Here is a 15,256-nt window from a genome sequence, read left to right as displayed (position 1 = left end):
GGTTGAGCCCTGAAACCAGGAGAATCCGCCATGCTTCACCGTCTATCGGTTTGGAACCGTCTGCTGCTGTGCTTGCTGCTGCCGGCCTGTAGCAGCTATGCACCGCCCGATGCCCTGCCGGGCATGCGCCGGGAAGAGGTGATAGCGCGCATGGGGCAGCCCGACCTGGAGCGCCCGCAGGACAGCGGCAGCCGGCTCGAATTTCCGCGCGGACCGTATGGCAAACACACCTGGTTCGTCTATTTCGACGCCGCCGGCAAGGCCAGCCACGCCGAGCAGGTGTTGACCGAGCCGAACTTCAACCGCGTCGAGGCCGGCATGGCGCAGGAGCAGGTCAGCCAGTTGCTGGGCCGCCCCAGCGAGGTCTGGCTGCTGGGGCGCGAGCGCGGCTACGTCTGGAACTACCGCTACGACGCCGACTGCAAATGGTTCCAGGTGGAACTGTCGCTGCAACAGGAGGTGCGCTCGGCCGGCTACGGCACCCCGCCGGAATGCGACCGCGGTGGGGACCGCGTCGGTAGCTGCGGCAGTGGGAGCGCGTTGAAACAAAACGCAACAAACCGCAACCGCCACGACACCCGGTAGCAGCCCGGCAGCGGCACCATCACAGTCCTGTTCAACACTTCTTCTGAAGGACTCACTGTCATGAAACGCTGGATCAAACGCACCGTCTTCGCCGTCTGCGGCCTGTCTGTCATGGTGGCCGGCCTGTCGGCCTGTGGTCACCGCAATCACGAATTTGGCGCCAACCTGAGCGCCGAGGAATACACCCTCAAGCGCAACAAGGTGGTCGACCGGGTGGCCGGCAAACTCGATCTCAACGAAGATCAGAAGAAGCGCCTGAGCACCCTGGGTGACAAGCTTTACGCGCAGCGCAGCGCCTTGATCGGGCAGACCAAGGACCCGCGCTCCGAGATGAAGGCCCTGGTCGCCGGCGACAAGTTTGACCGCGCACGTGCCCAAGCCTTGGTCACTGATAAGACCACGGTCTTGCAGTCCCGGAGCCCGGAAGTGATTGCCGCGCTGGCCGATTTCTACGACAGCCTGAACGCCACGCAACAACAAAAGGTGCGCGACTACCTGGAGCACCGGCATGGCTGGTGGCACCGCGGTTAGGGTGAACAGGCCCTGATCCATGCACAATGCCGCATGCACCGCATCCTGCTGATTGACGACGACGCGCAATTGGGGCCGCCCCTGACGGCTTACCTTGCGCGTTTCGACCTGGCGCTGGAGTGTGCCCTGCGGCCCGGCGCCGGTCTGGATCGGTTGCGCCGCGGCGGCATCGATGCCGTGGTGCTGGACGTGATGCTGCCCGAGATGGATGGCTTTGCCGTGTGCCGCGCCATTCGCAAGCAGAGCGATATCCCCATCATCATGCTGACCGCGCGCGGCGAAGTGATGGACCGCGTGGTCGGGCTGGAGTTGGGGGCGGATGACTATGTGCCCAAGCCGTTCGAGCCGCGCGAACTGGTGGCCCGCCTGCAAACCGTGTTGCGGCGCCGCCCTGCCAGCCCCTTGATGGCGACACCACAAGATACCGCGGCACGGCTGGTGTTTGACGGTCTGGTGATCGAACCGGCCACCCGCAAGGTGTTGCGGCAGGGCGAATACATCACCCTCACCAGCACTGAATTCGATTTGCTGCACTTGCTGGCGGCAAACGCCGGCAAGGTCTTCAGCCGCGACGACATCCTGAACCATGTGCGCGGCCATGAGGCCGAGTTGGTCACCCGCGCGGTCGATATTGTGGTCAGCCGCCTGCGCAAGAAGCTCGAACCGCTGGACTGCATCAAGACCCTGCGCAACGCCGGCTATGCGCTGGCCCTGGCACGTTTGCCGCCATGAGCAAAGAGGCGGCTTCCCCGCGCCGGCGCCGGCGCTGGCACCAGCGGGCCCGCCACGCACTGGCGCACTCCTTGCGCGTGCGGCTGGTGGCCTTGTTTGTGCTGCTGGCGCTGGCCATGGCGGCGACCTTTGTTCTGGGCATGCAATACGCCCTGTCGATCGGTTGGCGCGACGCCGCGCGGCCCTTGCTGGTGGACTATGTGGACCGGCTGGCGGCCGAGATTGGCAGCCCGCCCAGCATTGAGCGGGCGCAAGCCCTGACGCAGCGGCTGCCGGTCAGCGTGCGCATCAGCGGTCCGCTGGTCAACTGGCAAAGCGAGCCGGACGCTCCCGCCAATCCGGCGCGCGGGATTGGCAACGCGCGCCGACGCGGCGAGTCCTGGAGAAGTGACCCGCGCTGGAACAGCGAGGAACCTCGCTTGCTGGAACGCAGCACGGCCGACGGCCACCGGATCGAGTTTTCGCTGAGCGTGCCGGCCTGGCACCAGCGTCCGCGCTTCATCGGCTGGGCGACCCTGATGGGGCTGCTGCTTTTGACGGCGCTGGCCTATGCCCGGGTGCGCCGCATGCTGCGCCCGCTGGACGATATTCGCGCCGGCGCCTTGCGCTTTGGTGCCGGCGACTTCGCCACCGCGATCCCGGTGCGCCACGCCCAGCGGCCGGACGAACTGGGCGAACTGGCCGCCACCATCAACACCATGGGCGCCGACATCCACCACATGCTGGAAGCCAAGCGGGCGCTGCTGCTGGCCATCAGCCATGAGCTGCGCAGCCCGCTGACCCGAGCCCGCTTGAATACCGAGCTGCTGCCGGAGAGTCCGGAGGTGCTACCCAGTCGCGCCGCCCTGCTGCGTGACCTGGCCTTGATGCGGGACCTGGTCACCGACTTGCTGGAGAGCGAGCGCCTGGCCAGTCCGCACGCCGCCTTGCAGCGCGAGCCCACCGATTTGGCGCTGCTGGCGGATGAGGTGGTGGCCAGCCTGCCGGGCAGTCCAACGATCACCCGAACCCTTGCGCCCGACTTGCCCAGGGCGCTACTGGACCCGGCCCGCCTGCGCCTGTTGCTGCGCAACCTGCTGGACAACGCCCAGCGCCATAGCGCCGACGTCAACCGGCCACCCGAGCTCACCGTACGCCCGGGTGATAACGGGATGCTGGTGATTGCGGTGCGCGATTTCGGGGCCGGTGTGCCGCCGGATCAACTGCCGCATCTGGGCCAGCCGTTCTACCGGCCGGATGCTGCCCGCACGCGCGAAGGCGGCGGCGTTGGCCTGGGCTTGTACCTGTGCAAGCTGGTGGCGCAAGCGCATGGCGGCACCCTGACCGTGCGCAACGCCGAGCCCGGCTTGCTGGTAACCGTTAGCTTGCCGATGACCGCTACTTGAGGCTGGTCCAGTTCTTCGATTCAAAAAGACCGGTTCAGATGCATCACTGAATCTCGTGCGGTGTTTGATCTTGCTAGACTTCACCCGATGACCGAAACAGCCAAACAACATTCTCCCGGCATGCAGCAGTATCTGGGCATCAAGGCCGACTACCCCGACACGCTGCTGCTGTACCGGATGGGGGACTTCTACGAACTTTTCTATGCCGACGCTGAAAAAGCGGCGCGGCTGCTCAACATCACGCTGACCCAGCGCGGTCAATCGGCCGGCGCGCCGGTGGCGATGGCCGGGGTGCCATTTCACTCGGTGGAGACCTACCTGGCGCGCCTGATCAAGCTGGGCGAATCGGTGGCCATCTGCGAACAGGTGGGCGAGGTCAACAACAAAGGGCCGGTGGAACGCAAGGTGGTGCGCGTGGTCACGCCCGGCACGCTGACCGACATGGAACTGCTGGGCGACAAGACCGAGTCGCTGCTGCTGGCGGTGCACCAGGGGCCGCGCAACAGTTGCGGCCTGGCCTGGCTGAGCATCACCAAGGGTGAGCTTTACCTGGCCGAATGCGCGCCCGATGAGTTGGCGGACTGGGTGGCCCGCATCAGCCCCGGCGAGTTGCTGTTCAGCGCCGGCGCCACGCCCACTTTCGAGAGCCGCCTGCGCGCGCTGCAAACCAGCGGACCGATGACCGTCACGCTGCGGCCGGATTGGCAGTTCGATGCCGGCCTGGGCCAGCGCAAGCTGCTGGAGCAATTGCAGGCCGCCAGCCTGGCGCCCTGGCAGGCGCAGGAGTTGGCGCAAGCCCATGCCGCCGCTGCCGCGCTGCTGGCCTACGCCGAGCACACGCAGGGCCGCGCCCTGACCCACCTGCATAGCATTCGGGTGCAGCGCAACGATGAGCTGATCGACCTGCCGCAAACCACCCGGCGCAACCTGGAACTGACGTTGACCCTGCGCGGCGAAGAGCAGCCGACCCTGTTCTCGCTGCTGGACAGTTGCATGACCGGCATGGGCAGCCGCTTGCTGAAAAACTGGTTGCTGTCACCCCGGCGCGAACGCAGCGAGGCGCAGCAACGGCTGGACGCCATTGCCGCCTTGAAGATCGGCCCGTGGCTGAAACTGCGCGAGCAACTCAAGGGCAGCAGCGACGTGGAGCGCATCACAGCCCGCCTGGCGCTGCGCCAGGTGCGGCCGAGGGAACTGGTGGCGCTGCGCCAGACACTGCAAAAGACGGAACTGCTGACGCCCCTGTTGCGGGGGCTTGAACCCTATTTGACACAGCTCTCGGAGCACTTGCTGAGCCCCGACGGCTGCGCTGAATTATTGACAAGCGCAGTCGACCCGGAGCCCGCCGCCCTGGTGCGCGACGGCGGTGTGATTGCCGGCGGCTTCGACGCCGAACTGGACGAGCTGCGCGCCATCCAAACCAACTGCGACGCTTTTCTGCTCGATCTGGAAGGACGCGAGAAAGCGCGCACCGGCATCGCCAACCTGCGCGTGCAATTCAACAAGGTGCACGGCTTTTTCATCGAGGTGACGCAGGGCCAGGTCGACAAGGTGCCCAGCGACTACCGGCGGCGCCAGACCCTGAAAAATGTGGAGCGCTTCATCACCCCCGAGCTGAAAGCCTTCGAGGACAAGGCGCTCAGCGCCCAGGAGCGCGCCCTGAGCCGGGAAAAATTTCTCTACGAGCAGCTGCTGGACCACATGCAGCAGTTCGTGCCCAGGCTGACCCGGTTGGCGCGTGCCCTGGCAACGCTGGACGCGCTGTGCGCCCTGACCGAGCGCGCCCTGACGCTGAACTGGTGCGCGCCGCAGTTTGCCAAAGAGCCGTGCCTGGAGATCAGTCAGGGCCGCCATCCCGTGGTCGAGGCGCGGCTGGCAGAAACCAGCTCAGGCGCCTTCATTGCCAACGACACTCGTCTGGGCCCCAGGCAGCGCATGCAGATCATCACCGGCCCCAACATGGGCGGCAAGTCGACCTACATGCGCCAGATCGCCGTCATCGTGCTGCTGGCCAGCATCGGCAGCTACGTGCCGGCGGCGGCCTGTCGCCTGGGACCGATAGACGCCATTCACACCCGCATCGGCGCCGCCGACGACCTAGCCAATGCGCAGTCCACCTTCATGCTGGAGATGCTGGAAGCGGCGCAAATCCTGCACGCGGCAACACCCAATTCATTGGTGCTGATGGACGAGGTGGGCCGCGGCACCAGCACCTTCGACGGCCTGGCACTGGCATCAAGCATCGCCACCCAGTTGCACGACAAGACCCAGGCCTACACCTTGTTTGCCACCCACTACTTCGAGTTGACCGAGTTCCCGGCCACGCATCACGCCGCCATCAACGTGCACGTGAGCGCCGCCGAGTCCGGCCACGACATCGTCTTCCTGCACGAAATCCAGGTCGGCCCGGCCAGCCGCAGCTACGGCATTCAGGTGGCGCGCCTGGCCGGCATGCCGGCGGCGGTGGTGAACCAGGCACGCCAGACACTGGCGGCGCTGGAAGCCAAAGCCTCCGAGACCCACGCCCAGGTGGACTTGTTTGCGCCGCCGCCGGTTGCCGAACACGTGGCGGTCAGCGCGGTCGAAAAGGCTTTGGAAGCTGTTGACCCTGACGCATTGAGCCCGCGAGAGGCACTGGATGCGCTGTACCAACTTAAGACGCTGGCGGCCAAAGGCTAGCTTGCGTTGTGTGCTTCGGGTGGCGGTGGCGCGATTTCTGTCGAACAGCCGGACTACCGATCACAAAGAACTCTTGCGCCAGTCTGCATTTTGAACAACCACCCGATATCCGTCGGCATCCTGGAAAGTCTGGCCATTCGAGTCCCAGTAGGGGTTGAACGAACTCACAGGAGAGAATCCCGCTTTGAGCATTCGATCGCAGACAGTCTTCCACTCACTTGCATCCGGGACATAGAACACAAGCAGATCTTCGGGCGTCGGCCGAGGCTGCACGGGATGAGTTTTGCAGTGGGTGAATTCGAAGTGGTAATCCAGGCCTTCAGCGCCGAGCATGATGCCGTCAAAACCTTGGTGATCTTGAAAACTTGCCAAGACCTTTAAACCCAGGCCCGCGCAATACATCGCTTGTGAGCGAGCAATATCCGTGACTGGACGAGCGACACGCAAGCGGTAATGCATGGATTGAACTCCTGTTGACAAAGTCTACCGAGGCCATGCAGAAACCATCAAACCCGCGCCGCGGTCCCCAACGCAGGGGTACTTGAGCCCTTGTTCGAAGTGCGTCGGTTGAATATGGCGGAACCTGAGCGGCCGAATTTTTAGCTTCACAAACGTTCTTCCCTCAAAGAGGTTTTGCACAACCTCAACGCCTGACTTCAGTGGCTGCGGTAGGCAGTCCGCTGGAAATGTTAGGTTGCATTTCTGTTGGCTCCGGATGCCCAGAGTATTGGCCTGAACGTAGCTGCATTGTCGGGTGGCGATACGCCTATATCGCGCCTGATTTGCAGAAGTAGCATAGCAAGCAATTTGTCGTGTTGTTCTTGCGTTCGAGTTGGATTAGATATGCGTATCTCGTCTCGGAAGGCGTTTACCGCTTCAACGACAGGCTGCGGCGCAAAGAGGAGGAGATTGTTGGTTGCTTTCGAGAAAGCTCGATGCCCCTCTGGAGAAGCATCGCCTTCTATGGTTCCGCTCATGCTCTCAATGAACGTCATGTAGTAAGCGAGCTTTTCCTTTCGCCACTCAGCCTCTCGCTCCCTCTTCTTTGTGAACAGGTACGTCACCAAAGCTGCACCAAGACTGCTTATGAGGCCGAGGATGGCAGCTGCAATGGTGGGATTCATAGATGCGACCTAACATCGGACCAGGAAAAGCCCTGAGACCCGCATGGAATAGGGTGTTCCGATAGTTTTTGTTCAACGTCATGGGTCATAACAGTTCCAGAAATACCAGCACGCCTGTTTTCCAGCCAACCAGACTGATGGATCAGTTGCAGGAGCAAATCCGCTGGCTGCACTATAGCCGAGCAGACAGCGCACATTGAAACCGGATTCGCCTTAAAGTCACCTCCTGTAGTCACACCATGGGAGCCTCCGATACAAATACTTCAACTTCGGGATGCCAAAGCCAGTCTGTCCGCCGTGGTGGCTTCCGCCGAGCGCGGGCAGCCTACCATCATCACCCGGCATGGGCACCCGTCTGCCATGGTGGTTCCGATAGAACAAGGCATGCGCCCATTCCCTTCGGCCGCACCCATTTGTCGATCTCGCGCAGATGGCTCAACACTTCGGCAATTCCGAAATAGGCTACTCCCCCGGTCTGGGCGGTCTTTAACTCTTGCACAATGTCGTTCAACCGTTGTGCGCTTTTGCGCAGTCGCCCTCCACTGCTGGGTTGGCACGCTTTTCATGAAATACCCGATATGTGGCTGCGAGTGGCACAGCAAAGAGAATGATGAACGTGGCGTTCAACAATGCGTTTTGCCAGAAGCCCGACCACAGGGAAAATGCGGTGTCTGGGACGAACCACGCAGCGACAGAAACAGCAACGATTTGCCAGCCCTCTGAGGCGCCACGTGCGAAGAGGCCACGAACCACAAACAGCAGCGCGACCCCCCAGCCAAACATGACGCCGCCAAGAACTGCGTGCACAAGTGTGATGTAGGCAACCGCATCGGCCCCGAACGTGGCAATGCGCTCAGTGTCCGCGTAGACCAGTAACGAGAACCCTTGACGCGTGAGACTTGGCGCGAGAACCAAGACAAGACCAAAGGCCATGACGCCGAGGATGACTGCAAGCAGCCATCGCAACCAGAACGTTGATGGAATTTCGGATGCGCCCATGTTAAGTGCCTAATGACGCTGTGCAAACACCATCGTACCCGCACCACTGTCCCCAATGCAGAGGTGCTTGACCCCTTGCTCGAAGTGCATTCGTTGAATATGACGCGATCCGGGTGGCCGAATTTTTAGCTTCACAGACGTTCTTCCCTCAAAAGAGTTTTTGCACAACCTCAACGTCGAAATTCACTGCCGCAAAGCGTCTGGTGGAACGACCCGTTGACGTTCATGCGGCCACCGCTGTGGATTGCGCGCATTGTGAATGACGGCCAAAACATGAATCAAGTCATTTTTGACCGTGTAAAAAACACCATACGGAAACCGTGGCAAAAGTGTGCGGCGTACACCCGGAATAATTTCTGCGTACAAAAACGGGACTTGCTCAAGGCGTTTGAGTTGGAGTTCAAAAGCCAACTCAAATTCAGAGCCTAGCCCTTTACTCTGTTCCTCATACCAATCGAAAGCTTCGCCAATTTCGCGAACGGCTCGACCGGCAAACTTCAAGCGGTACGCCACGAGCCGCTTTTTAAATGAGCTTTTACCTGATCCCAGGAATAACCGGCCTCTGGGTTTCGCTCAAAGTCGGCCAAACGCGCTTCGAGTTCGGTTTTTAACTCGGGTGAAACCTCAATCGCGTGAGGGACGGCAGCAATGCTTTCCCAAATCACTTCAACGAGTTGAATGCGCTCCTGAACGGGCAGTTCCAAAATGTCGGCAACAGAAATTTGGCTCATGGAACGTAGATTACCACGGACGCAGTTTTGCGCGTTAACGTCGGCGATGATTGGACGACAACGGCGCACTCGCCGCCGAAGAAAGGTTGAGGTGCTGGCCGCCGTCGCCGGTCCAATCGATCAACCATACCGCCACGAATGAGCACTCTCACCGCGATGCGGTCAATAAACTGGTCCTGCCCGCGCCGGGCAAGCCGCATCAGACCAAAGTTCAAAGACTGTGCTTGTGCGAAAACAGCACTGCTTTGGCCAACGCATTCACGTCCACCCTGGCCTTGAGTCGGATGGCCAGCAGATACAGGCCGCCGAACTTGCGTTGCAGCAGCAAGGCGTCGGCCGGTGGCAGTTGCCAGAATTCCCGGTCCAGCCCCAGGGCCATGCCGCTGGAGCGAACGCGTTCCGGCAGGTCCGATGTGCCAAAGTCGTAGCCACCCTCCCGGCAGAACGGCTCCAGGGCTTGCAGGCCGATGTCCAGCACCGCCTGTTGGTGCCTGTCCTGCGTTGTGTCGTCAAAGTAGCCGATGGCCTTGCACGCCACGCTCATGGCTGCGCGGTCCGCCGTCATGGCGCCTTTGATCAGGCGCCGAAAGTCGTTGGACATTTTGGCCTTGTAGGGCCGGGTGGCGCCAAAGTCGAGCAGGATCAGTTGCTGTGTGTTGGTGTCGTACTGGTAATTCGCAAAGTTGGGGTCGGTCTGGACCAGCCGGAACTCAAAGATTTCCCGCAGCAGCAGGGCAAACAGCAGCGTCATCACGCGGTCGCGCTCCTCTTGCGCCGCGTCCACCAGCGCTTCGATCGGCACTCCCGCCACATAGTCCATGGCCAGAACGCTGAGGGTCGTCAGATCGGCGTGCCGCTTGGGCAGAGAATAGTGCGGCGCGTCGGCCAGCAGCTCGCCGTAACGGTGCAAGTAGTTGCCCTCCCGGATGTAATCGGCCTCGTCATGCAGTTGATGCTTGGCCTCGCGCAGCAGGGGTTTGACATCCATCTCCTTGGGCAACAGGCCCGACATGCGCAGCAGGCCGGCAACGTTGTCGACATCGCTGTCTATGCTTTCACGCACGCCGGGGTACTGGATCTTGACGGCCAGGTCGCGCCCGTCGCGGGTCTGGGCGCGATGCACCTGCCCGATTGACGCCGCGGCCAGGGGCGTGAAACTGAAATGCTTGAACTGCTTTTCCCAGCCCTTGCCCCAATTGGCCAGCAGCACTCCGGTCACCTGGGCTTTCGGCATGGCCCTGGCGTCGGAGCGCAAACGCCCCAGAATCTCGGCCAGCGCCGGCGGCAACAGGTCGCCCGACTCCATCGACACCAATTGCCCCACCTTCATCGCCGCGCCGCGCAACTTGGCCAGTTGGTCGGCCACCCGGCGCACATTGGCCGGCGTCAAAAGCAGGTCGCTGACCTTGGGCCGATTGCCCAGTGCCAGTTGTCGTGCGCCCTCGGCCATCATGCCCCCGGCAATGCCGGTGGCCATCCATCCCAGCCGCATCAGCCGCGAGCCGCGTCCACTGGGCACGGCCAGTGTCGGCGCTGGGGCACGGTTGCCGTCCTGCTTGGGCAAATCGGCTTTCTTCGGTCCTGTCAACGCGCTACTTCCGTGAGATCGCTAGAGCGTCGGTTCCGTTATACCTTGGCCAGCGCCAGTTGAATGCGTTTGTCGGCCTCACCAGCCAGCGCCACCAGCTTGTCGTCGCCAAGGATGCGCATCATGGCCGACGGCGCGGCCAACTCAACCGAGATCTTTCCCGCTGTCAATTCCCGAATCACCGCATTGCAGGGCAACAGCCCGGCAACATCGCTGTTGGCGCTGTAGGCTTCATAAGCCAGACTCGGGTTGCAGGCGCCAAGGATCACGGTCGGAATGATGTCCTTGCCGGTTTTTTCCTTGATCTTGCTGTGCATGTCGATCCGCGTCAGGATGCCGAAACCCTGCTCTGCCAAGGCCGCCGTGACACGGGCCACCGCCTGGTCCACCGAAGCCGCGATCTCACGTTTGAAATTGATACCGTTCATTTTTTCCATCCTTAAACAAAGTGGCTGACCCTGCATCGCCCGGCAGGGTGTCGCCGAAGCCAATATACGCCGCTATCGTACAGGCGTCGGTGCGCAAACAGACACACTTGGACAAAACCCCCTACTCGCCGGCCGTGCCCAGCTCTTCGAGCGTGTCGCGCCACTTCTGGACGCCCGAGTCGCCAAGATTGTCCACCATGCCAATCAGCGCTTCTTTCACTGGCGCCATGCCCACAAAACCCAATATGTTGCGCTCTGGAAGCTGATCCGGCACAGGTTGGTGGCTTCGGGTTGGAGGCGGGTTTGAGGTACTGGATGAAGAAACTCTCAGGTATCTGCTGCTGTCCAGTCTGGCTTTGAGGAAAGCATGCAAGTCAAAAGACACTAAAAAATAGTATCATTCGCCATGCATCGAAAAAACCGGAGAACGCTGGAACTGATCTTTTCCCGCCCCGTTCCGGGTGGCATCAAGTGGCGCGATATCGAGGCCTTATTCGTTGAACTTGGGGCTGAGGTAAGCGAGCGCGAGGGCTCCCGGGTGGGCGTCAAGCTGTTTGCGGATCGCCGGGTTTTCCACCGCCCGCATCCGTCGCCTGACACCGACAAAGCAGCGGTAGAAAGTGTACGCAAATGGCTTGAAACCAATGGAGTGAAACCATGAAGAATGTGATGGAAATAAAAGGCTACAAAGCCCTCATCGTTTTTGACCCCGACACCAATATGTTTCGGGGTGAGTTCATTGACCTCAACGGCGGCGCTGACTTTTACGCCTCGGACGTGAAATCCTTGCAACGCGAAGGCGCAATTTCACTGAAAGTATTTCTCGACATGTGCCGCGAAGACGGGGTCGAACCACTCAAGCGCTACTCCGGCAAGCTGATGGTGCGCCTGCCCACTGAACTCCATCAGCGGGCCGCCGCCTCCGCCGCGGCCACAGGCAAAAGCCTCAACGCCTGGCTGACGGATGTGGTGGCGCAAGCCTCTGCCTGAGTTCCAATTTCCTTGCCGCTTTCACGCCCTTATCAAGCCCACTCATGACCTACTGCGTCGCCATCAAACTCAACGCCGGACTGGTTTTTTTGTCCGATTCGCGCACCAACGCCGGCTTGGACCAGATCAGCACTTTTCGCAAAATGATCGTCTACGAAAAACCCGACGACCGTTTCATGGTGCTGCTGTCGGCCGGCAACCTGAGCATTTCGCAATCAGTGCGCGAGATTCTGCAGGTGGAACATCTCAAGGACCATCCGGACGGCGAGCCCGTCACGATCTGGAACGCCAGGAGCATGTTCGATGCCGCCCGCGTGCTGGGCGCCGCCATTCGCCACGTCTATGAGCGCGACGCGGAGTCGCTCAAGCAAGCCGGCGTCGAGTTCAATGTATCGCTGATTTTCGGCGGCCAGATCAAGGGCGAGGCGATGCGCCTGTTCCAGGTCTACTCGGCCGGCAACTTCATCGAGGCAACGCCCGAGACGCCTTACTTTCAGGTTGGCGAATCCAAATACGGCAAGCCGGTGCTGGACCGCGTCATCAGCCCCGGCACGCCGCTGCACGAAGCCGCCAAGTGCGCCCTGGTGTCGATGGACTCCACGCTGAAATCCAACCTGTCGGTCGGCCTGCCGCTGGACATGGTGGTCTATGAAACCGATACCTACCAGACCGACAAAGTGGTCTGCATAGACGAAAACAACCCCTATTTCCGGATGCTGCACAGCAGTTGGGGGCAAAAATTGCGCGAGGTGTTCGACAGCATCGAAGACCCGATGTGGAACGGCGAACAAACGGCCACCCCCTTGATGACCCACTCCGGCCGCCACCGCACCCTGAAAAAAATCAGCACGCCGGAAGAGAAACTGATATAAAACCTTGCGGGACAGACCGCAGTTACACGAAGTGAACCAGCTCTGTCCCCAACTATTTATGATTGTCTTCTCCCACGCCAACAGCTTCCCCGCCAGCACTTATGGCGTCTTGTTCAAGAGCCTGAAGGCGCGCGGTTTCACGGTCAAGGCGATCGAGAAATTTGGCCATGACGACCACTACCCGGTCACCAACAACTGGCCGCATCTGGTGCAGCAACTGATTGACTTCACGCGGGTCGAAGTCGAAAAGACCGGCGCGCCGGTGTTTCTGGTCGGTCACTCGTTCGGCGGCCTGGTCAGCCTGATGGCCGCCGCCCGTGCGCCTGAGCTGGCGCGCGGTGTGGTGCTGGTGGACTCGCCGGTATTGGGCGGCTGGCGCGCCACCACGCTGGGTGTCATCAAAAGCACGCAACTGGTGGGCTCGGTGTCGCCCGGTGCCACCAGCCGCCGGCGCCGCAACAACTGGCCCGATCAGGCTGCGGCACTGGAGCACTTTCGCCACAAAAAAGTATTTGCCCGCTGGGACCCGCAGGTGCTGCGGGACTACATCGCCCACGGCACCCATGACGAAGGCCGGGGGACGGAGAAAAAACGCGTGCTCAGCTTCGACCGCGCCGTCGAGACCGCCATCTACAACACCTTGCCCGACAACCTGGACCGCCTGTTGCAGCGCCACCCGATCAAGTGCCCGGTGTCATTCCTGGGTGGCACGCATTCGGTCGAAATGAAACAGGTGGGCATGGCGATGACCGAAAAAATCACCCGTGGCCGCATCATGATGCTGGACGGCAGCCACCTGTTTCCGATGGAAAAACCACTCGCCACCGCCGCCGCTCTGGAAGCCGCGCTGCTGGACATGCAAGGCCCGAACTGAGTTACCGATCCGGTTTGTCTTCCCAGCCATAAGGCAGTCATCCCGGACTCGATCCGGGATCCATGGATTGCGGATCGGGCCTGCCCCGGACTCCGATCCGGGGTCCGCAATGACAACAACGGTGACACTGACAACATGAGTGGCAATGACGGTCAATCGGCCCAGACCACCATGCCGCTCCAGGCGGTGGCCAGCACCACCACGCCAAAGACGATGCGGTAATAGGCAAAGCCGACAAAGCTGTGACTGGCAATGTAGCGCAGCAGCCAGCGGATGCACAGCCAGGCACTGATGAAGGACACCACCAAGCCGACCGCGAACAGCGGCAGATCGGCCCATGACAGCAAGGCTCGCTCCTTGTACAGGCTGTAGGCACCGGCACCAATCAGGGTCGGAATTGCCAGAAAAAAGGAAAACTCGGTGGCCGCCTTGCGCGACAGCCCCAACAACATGCCGCCGATGATGGTTGCGCCGCTGCGGCTGGTGCCAGGAATCATGCCAAGGCATTGCACCAGGCCGACCTTGAACGCGTCCAGCGGACTCATATCATCGACTTCCTGGATACGGGGCGCCAGCCGGGCCCTTTTTTCCACCCACAGGATGATGAAGGCGCCGACGATGAAGGCACCGGCCACCACCGGTGCGTTGAACAAATAGGTCTTGATAGTCTTGTAGATCAGCAAGCCGACGACGGCGGCCGGCAAGAAACCGATCAACACGTTCAGCGCAAAGCGTTGCGCCTGCTTCTGACTGGGCAAGGCGATCAGCGTAGCGCGGATTTTTTGCCAGTAAACAATCACCACCGCAAAGATGGCGCCGGTCTGGATGGCAATATCGAACACCTTCGATTTGTCGTCATCAAAACCGAGCAGGGAACCGGTCAGGATCAGATGCCCGGTCGATGAAATGGGCAGAAATTCCGTCAAGCCCTCGACGATGCCCATGAGGGTGGCTTTCAACAGCAATGCGATATCCAACAAATTCTCCAAAACTAATGGGGTGGGTGATTGTAGAAAGCCGGCAGCGTCCGGACCTTTGCGACCGGTAAAGAAGGCTCATCCGTGGTTCAATACAGCTTGCCGTCTGGCAAGATATTGCCCTGATGTTTGACAACGCCACCTTGCCAGAGATTATTCATGAAAATTTCCTACCTTGTCGGCGCCGGCTTGTTGGCCGTAACGCTCAGCGCGCAAGCCCAGGACGCGGCGCTGCCCTTATGGGAAGTGGGCCTGCTGGGCGGCCTCGCCAGCACGCCGTCCTACCCCGGCTCCGCCGACCGCACCATGCGCGCGCTGGCCTTGCCGTATCTGATCTATCGCGGCGAGGTGCTGCGCGCCGACCGCAGCGGTATTGGGGCGCGCTTAGTGCATACCGACGACGTCGAATTCGATGTCGGCCTGGCCGCCTCCTTGCCGTCGCGCTCGTCCGACACGCCGGCACGCAACAACATGCCGGACCTGGGCACCCTGGTCGAATTCGGGCCACGTCTGAAAATGACGCTGGCTCTACCCACTCCAGCCAGCCGGCTGCGTCTGGAAGTGCCTCTGCGCGCCGTGCTGGAGCTCAATAGCGGCGTCCATCAGCAGGGCTGGGTGCTGGAGCCTGAGCTGGTGCTTGAAACACGCAACTTCAGCGCCGGCTGGAATTTGTCGGCCAGCGCCAGTCTGGTGCTGGGCGACCGCACCCTGAACAACTTTTTCTACGGCGTGGCGCCGCAATTTGCCACGCCCCAGCGGCC

18 protein-coding genes and 1 pseudogene are annotated in these 15,256 nt (G+C 61.3%); 11 read left to right on the top strand and 8 right to left on the bottom strand.

Going from position 1 to position 15,256, the window contains the following annotated elements; translation table 11 throughout:
* The first annotated feature begins 30 nt into the window (after nucleotides 1-30).
* From bamE to mutS, 5 genes are all read left to right on the top strand, one after another.
* The gene (gene bamE / locus PHS32_RS15645; protein WP_301079970.1) at nucleotides 31-585 is read left to right on the top strand and encodes an outer membrane protein assembly factor BamE; all 555 of its coding nucleotides are present in this window, start codon (nucleotides 31-33) and stop codon (nucleotides 583-585) included.
* 60 nt (nucleotides 586-645) lie between these two features.
* Complete coding sequence (locus PHS32_RS15640; protein ID WP_301079969.1) at nucleotides 646-1,116, top strand: Spy/CpxP family protein refolding chaperone; 471 nt, start codon at nucleotides 646-648, stop codon at nucleotides 1,114-1,116.
* 33 nt (nucleotides 1,117-1,149) lie between these two features.
* Nucleotides 1,150-1,848 (top strand): response regulator transcription factor, encoded by a 699-nt coding sequence (locus PHS32_RS15635; protein ID WP_301079968.1) that lies wholly within the window; start codon nucleotides 1,150-1,152, stop codon nucleotides 1,846-1,848.
* The gene (locus PHS32_RS15630; protein WP_301079967.1) at nucleotides 1,845-3,233 is read left to right on the top strand and encodes an ATP-binding protein; all 1,389 of its coding nucleotides are present in this window, start codon (nucleotides 1,845-1,847) and stop codon (nucleotides 3,231-3,233) included. Before PHS32_RS15635 ends, PHS32_RS15630 begins: the two co-directional genes overlap by 4 nt.
* Nucleotides 3,234-3,320: 87 nt before the next feature.
* Nucleotides 3,321-5,912 (top strand): DNA mismatch repair protein MutS, encoded by a 2,592-nt coding sequence (gene mutS, locus PHS32_RS15625; protein ID WP_301079966.1) that lies wholly within the window; start codon nucleotides 3,321-3,323, stop codon nucleotides 5,910-5,912.
* Between the two features lie 60 nt (nucleotides 5,913-5,972).
* On the opposite strand, the gene PHS32_RS15620 is transcribed toward mutS, so the two are convergent.
* Nucleotides 5,973-6,371, bottom strand: coding sequence for a VOC family protein (locus PHS32_RS15620; protein ID WP_301079965.1), 399 nt, complete (start codon nucleotides 6,369-6,371; stop codon nucleotides 5,973-5,975).
* Between the two features lie 230 nt (nucleotides 6,372-6,601).
* Nucleotides 6,602-7,036 carry a hypothetical protein gene (locus PHS32_RS15615; RefSeq protein WP_301079964.1) on the bottom strand — a complete coding sequence of 145 codons (435 nt, stop codon included), beginning with the start codon at nucleotides 7,034-7,036 and terminating at the stop codon, nucleotides 6,602-6,604.
* A 141-nt stretch (nucleotides 7,037-7,177) separates the two neighbouring features.
* Here PHS32_RS15615 and PHS32_RS24260 point away from each other — a divergent pair.
* A pseudogene (locus PHS32_RS24260) lies at nucleotides 7,178-7,405 on the top strand (type II toxin-antitoxin system prevent-host-death family antitoxin); the annotation flags it as partial.
* A 138-nt stretch (nucleotides 7,406-7,543) separates the two neighbouring features.
* On the opposite strand, the gene PHS32_RS15610 reads toward PHS32_RS24260, so the two are convergent.
* The 5 genes from PHS32_RS15610 to PHS32_RS15590 all read right to left on the bottom strand — a co-directional run bounded on the left by PHS32_RS15610 (nucleotide 7,544) and on the right by PHS32_RS15590 (nucleotide 10,782).
* Nucleotides 7,544-8,035, bottom strand: coding sequence for a hypothetical protein (locus PHS32_RS15610; protein ID WP_301079963.1), 492 nt, complete (start codon nucleotides 8,033-8,035; stop codon nucleotides 7,544-7,546).
* A 183-nt stretch (nucleotides 8,036-8,218) separates the two neighbouring features.
* Nucleotides 8,219-8,536 (bottom strand): type II toxin-antitoxin system RelE/ParE family toxin, encoded by a 318-nt coding sequence (locus PHS32_RS15605; RefSeq protein WP_301079962.1) that lies wholly within the window; start codon nucleotides 8,534-8,536, stop codon nucleotides 8,219-8,221.
* Nucleotides 8,533-8,766 carry an addiction module protein gene (locus PHS32_RS15600; RefSeq protein WP_301079961.1) on the bottom strand — a complete coding sequence of 78 codons (234 nt, stop codon included), beginning with the start codon at nucleotides 8,764-8,766 and terminating at the stop codon, nucleotides 8,533-8,535. Before PHS32_RS15600 ends, PHS32_RS15605 begins: the two co-directional genes overlap by 4 nt.
* A gap of 211 nt (nucleotides 8,767-8,977) precedes the next feature.
* Nucleotides 8,978-10,354 carry an AarF/ABC1/UbiB kinase family protein gene (locus PHS32_RS15595; RefSeq protein ID WP_301079960.1) on the bottom strand — a complete coding sequence of 459 codons (1,377 nt, stop codon included), beginning with the start codon at nucleotides 10,352-10,354 and terminating at the stop codon, nucleotides 8,978-8,980.
* A 38-nt stretch (nucleotides 10,355-10,392) separates the two neighbouring features.
* Complete coding sequence (locus PHS32_RS15590; RefSeq protein WP_301079959.1) at nucleotides 10,393-10,782, bottom strand: DUF302 domain-containing protein; 390 nt, start codon at nucleotides 10,780-10,782, stop codon at nucleotides 10,393-10,395.
* 406 nt (nucleotides 10,783-11,188) lie between these two features.
* Here PHS32_RS15590 and PHS32_RS15585 point away from each other — a divergent pair, with 406 nt between their 5' ends.
* The 4 genes from PHS32_RS15585 to PHS32_RS15570 are packed head-to-tail and all read left to right on the top strand — an operon-like array spanning nucleotide 11,189 to nucleotide 13,518.
* Nucleotides 11,189-11,443, top strand: a complete 255-nt coding sequence (locus PHS32_RS15585) for a type II toxin-antitoxin system HicA family toxin (RefSeq protein ID WP_301079958.1) — start codon at nucleotides 11,189-11,191, stop codon at nucleotides 11,441-11,443.
* Nucleotides 11,440-11,772 (top strand): type II toxin-antitoxin system HicB family antitoxin, encoded by a 333-nt coding sequence (locus PHS32_RS15580; RefSeq protein WP_301079957.1) that lies wholly within the window; start codon nucleotides 11,440-11,442, stop codon nucleotides 11,770-11,772. Before PHS32_RS15585 ends, PHS32_RS15580 begins: the two co-directional genes overlap by 4 nt.
* A 44-nt stretch (nucleotides 11,773-11,816) precedes the next feature.
* Nucleotides 11,817-12,644, top strand: a complete 828-nt coding sequence (locus PHS32_RS15575) for a proteasome-type protease (protein WP_301079956.1) — start codon at nucleotides 11,817-11,819, stop codon at nucleotides 12,642-12,644.
* A gap of 58 nt (nucleotides 12,645-12,702) precedes the next feature.
* Entirely contained in the window at nucleotides 12,703-13,518 is an 816-nt protein-coding gene (locus tag PHS32_RS15570; RefSeq protein WP_301079955.1) for an alpha/beta hydrolase, read from the top strand.
* A gap of 152 nt (nucleotides 13,519-13,670) precedes the next feature.
* Here the strand turns inward: PHS32_RS15570 and PHS32_RS15565 are convergent, their stop codons facing one another.
* A complete protein-coding gene (locus PHS32_RS15565) occupies nucleotides 13,671-14,495 on the bottom strand; it encodes an undecaprenyl-diphosphate phosphatase (RefSeq protein ID WP_301079954.1) in 825 nt (274 codons plus the stop codon).
* A gap of 159 nt (nucleotides 14,496-14,654) precedes the next feature.
* Between PHS32_RS15565 and PHS32_RS15560 the strand changes: the two genes are divergently transcribed.
* The coding region (locus PHS32_RS15560) for a MipA/OmpV family protein (RefSeq protein WP_301079953.1) at nucleotides 14,655-15,256 on the top strand (602 nt) is incomplete at its 3' end.

This window comes from Rhodoferax sp., assembly GCF_028714215.1.
Taxonomy (GTDB): domain Bacteria; phylum Pseudomonadota; class Gammaproteobacteria; order Burkholderiales; family Burkholderiaceae_C; genus Rhodoferax.
Note: the sequence above shows the minus strand (reverse complement) of the source record. Positions and strands in the feature narration are given on the sequence as shown.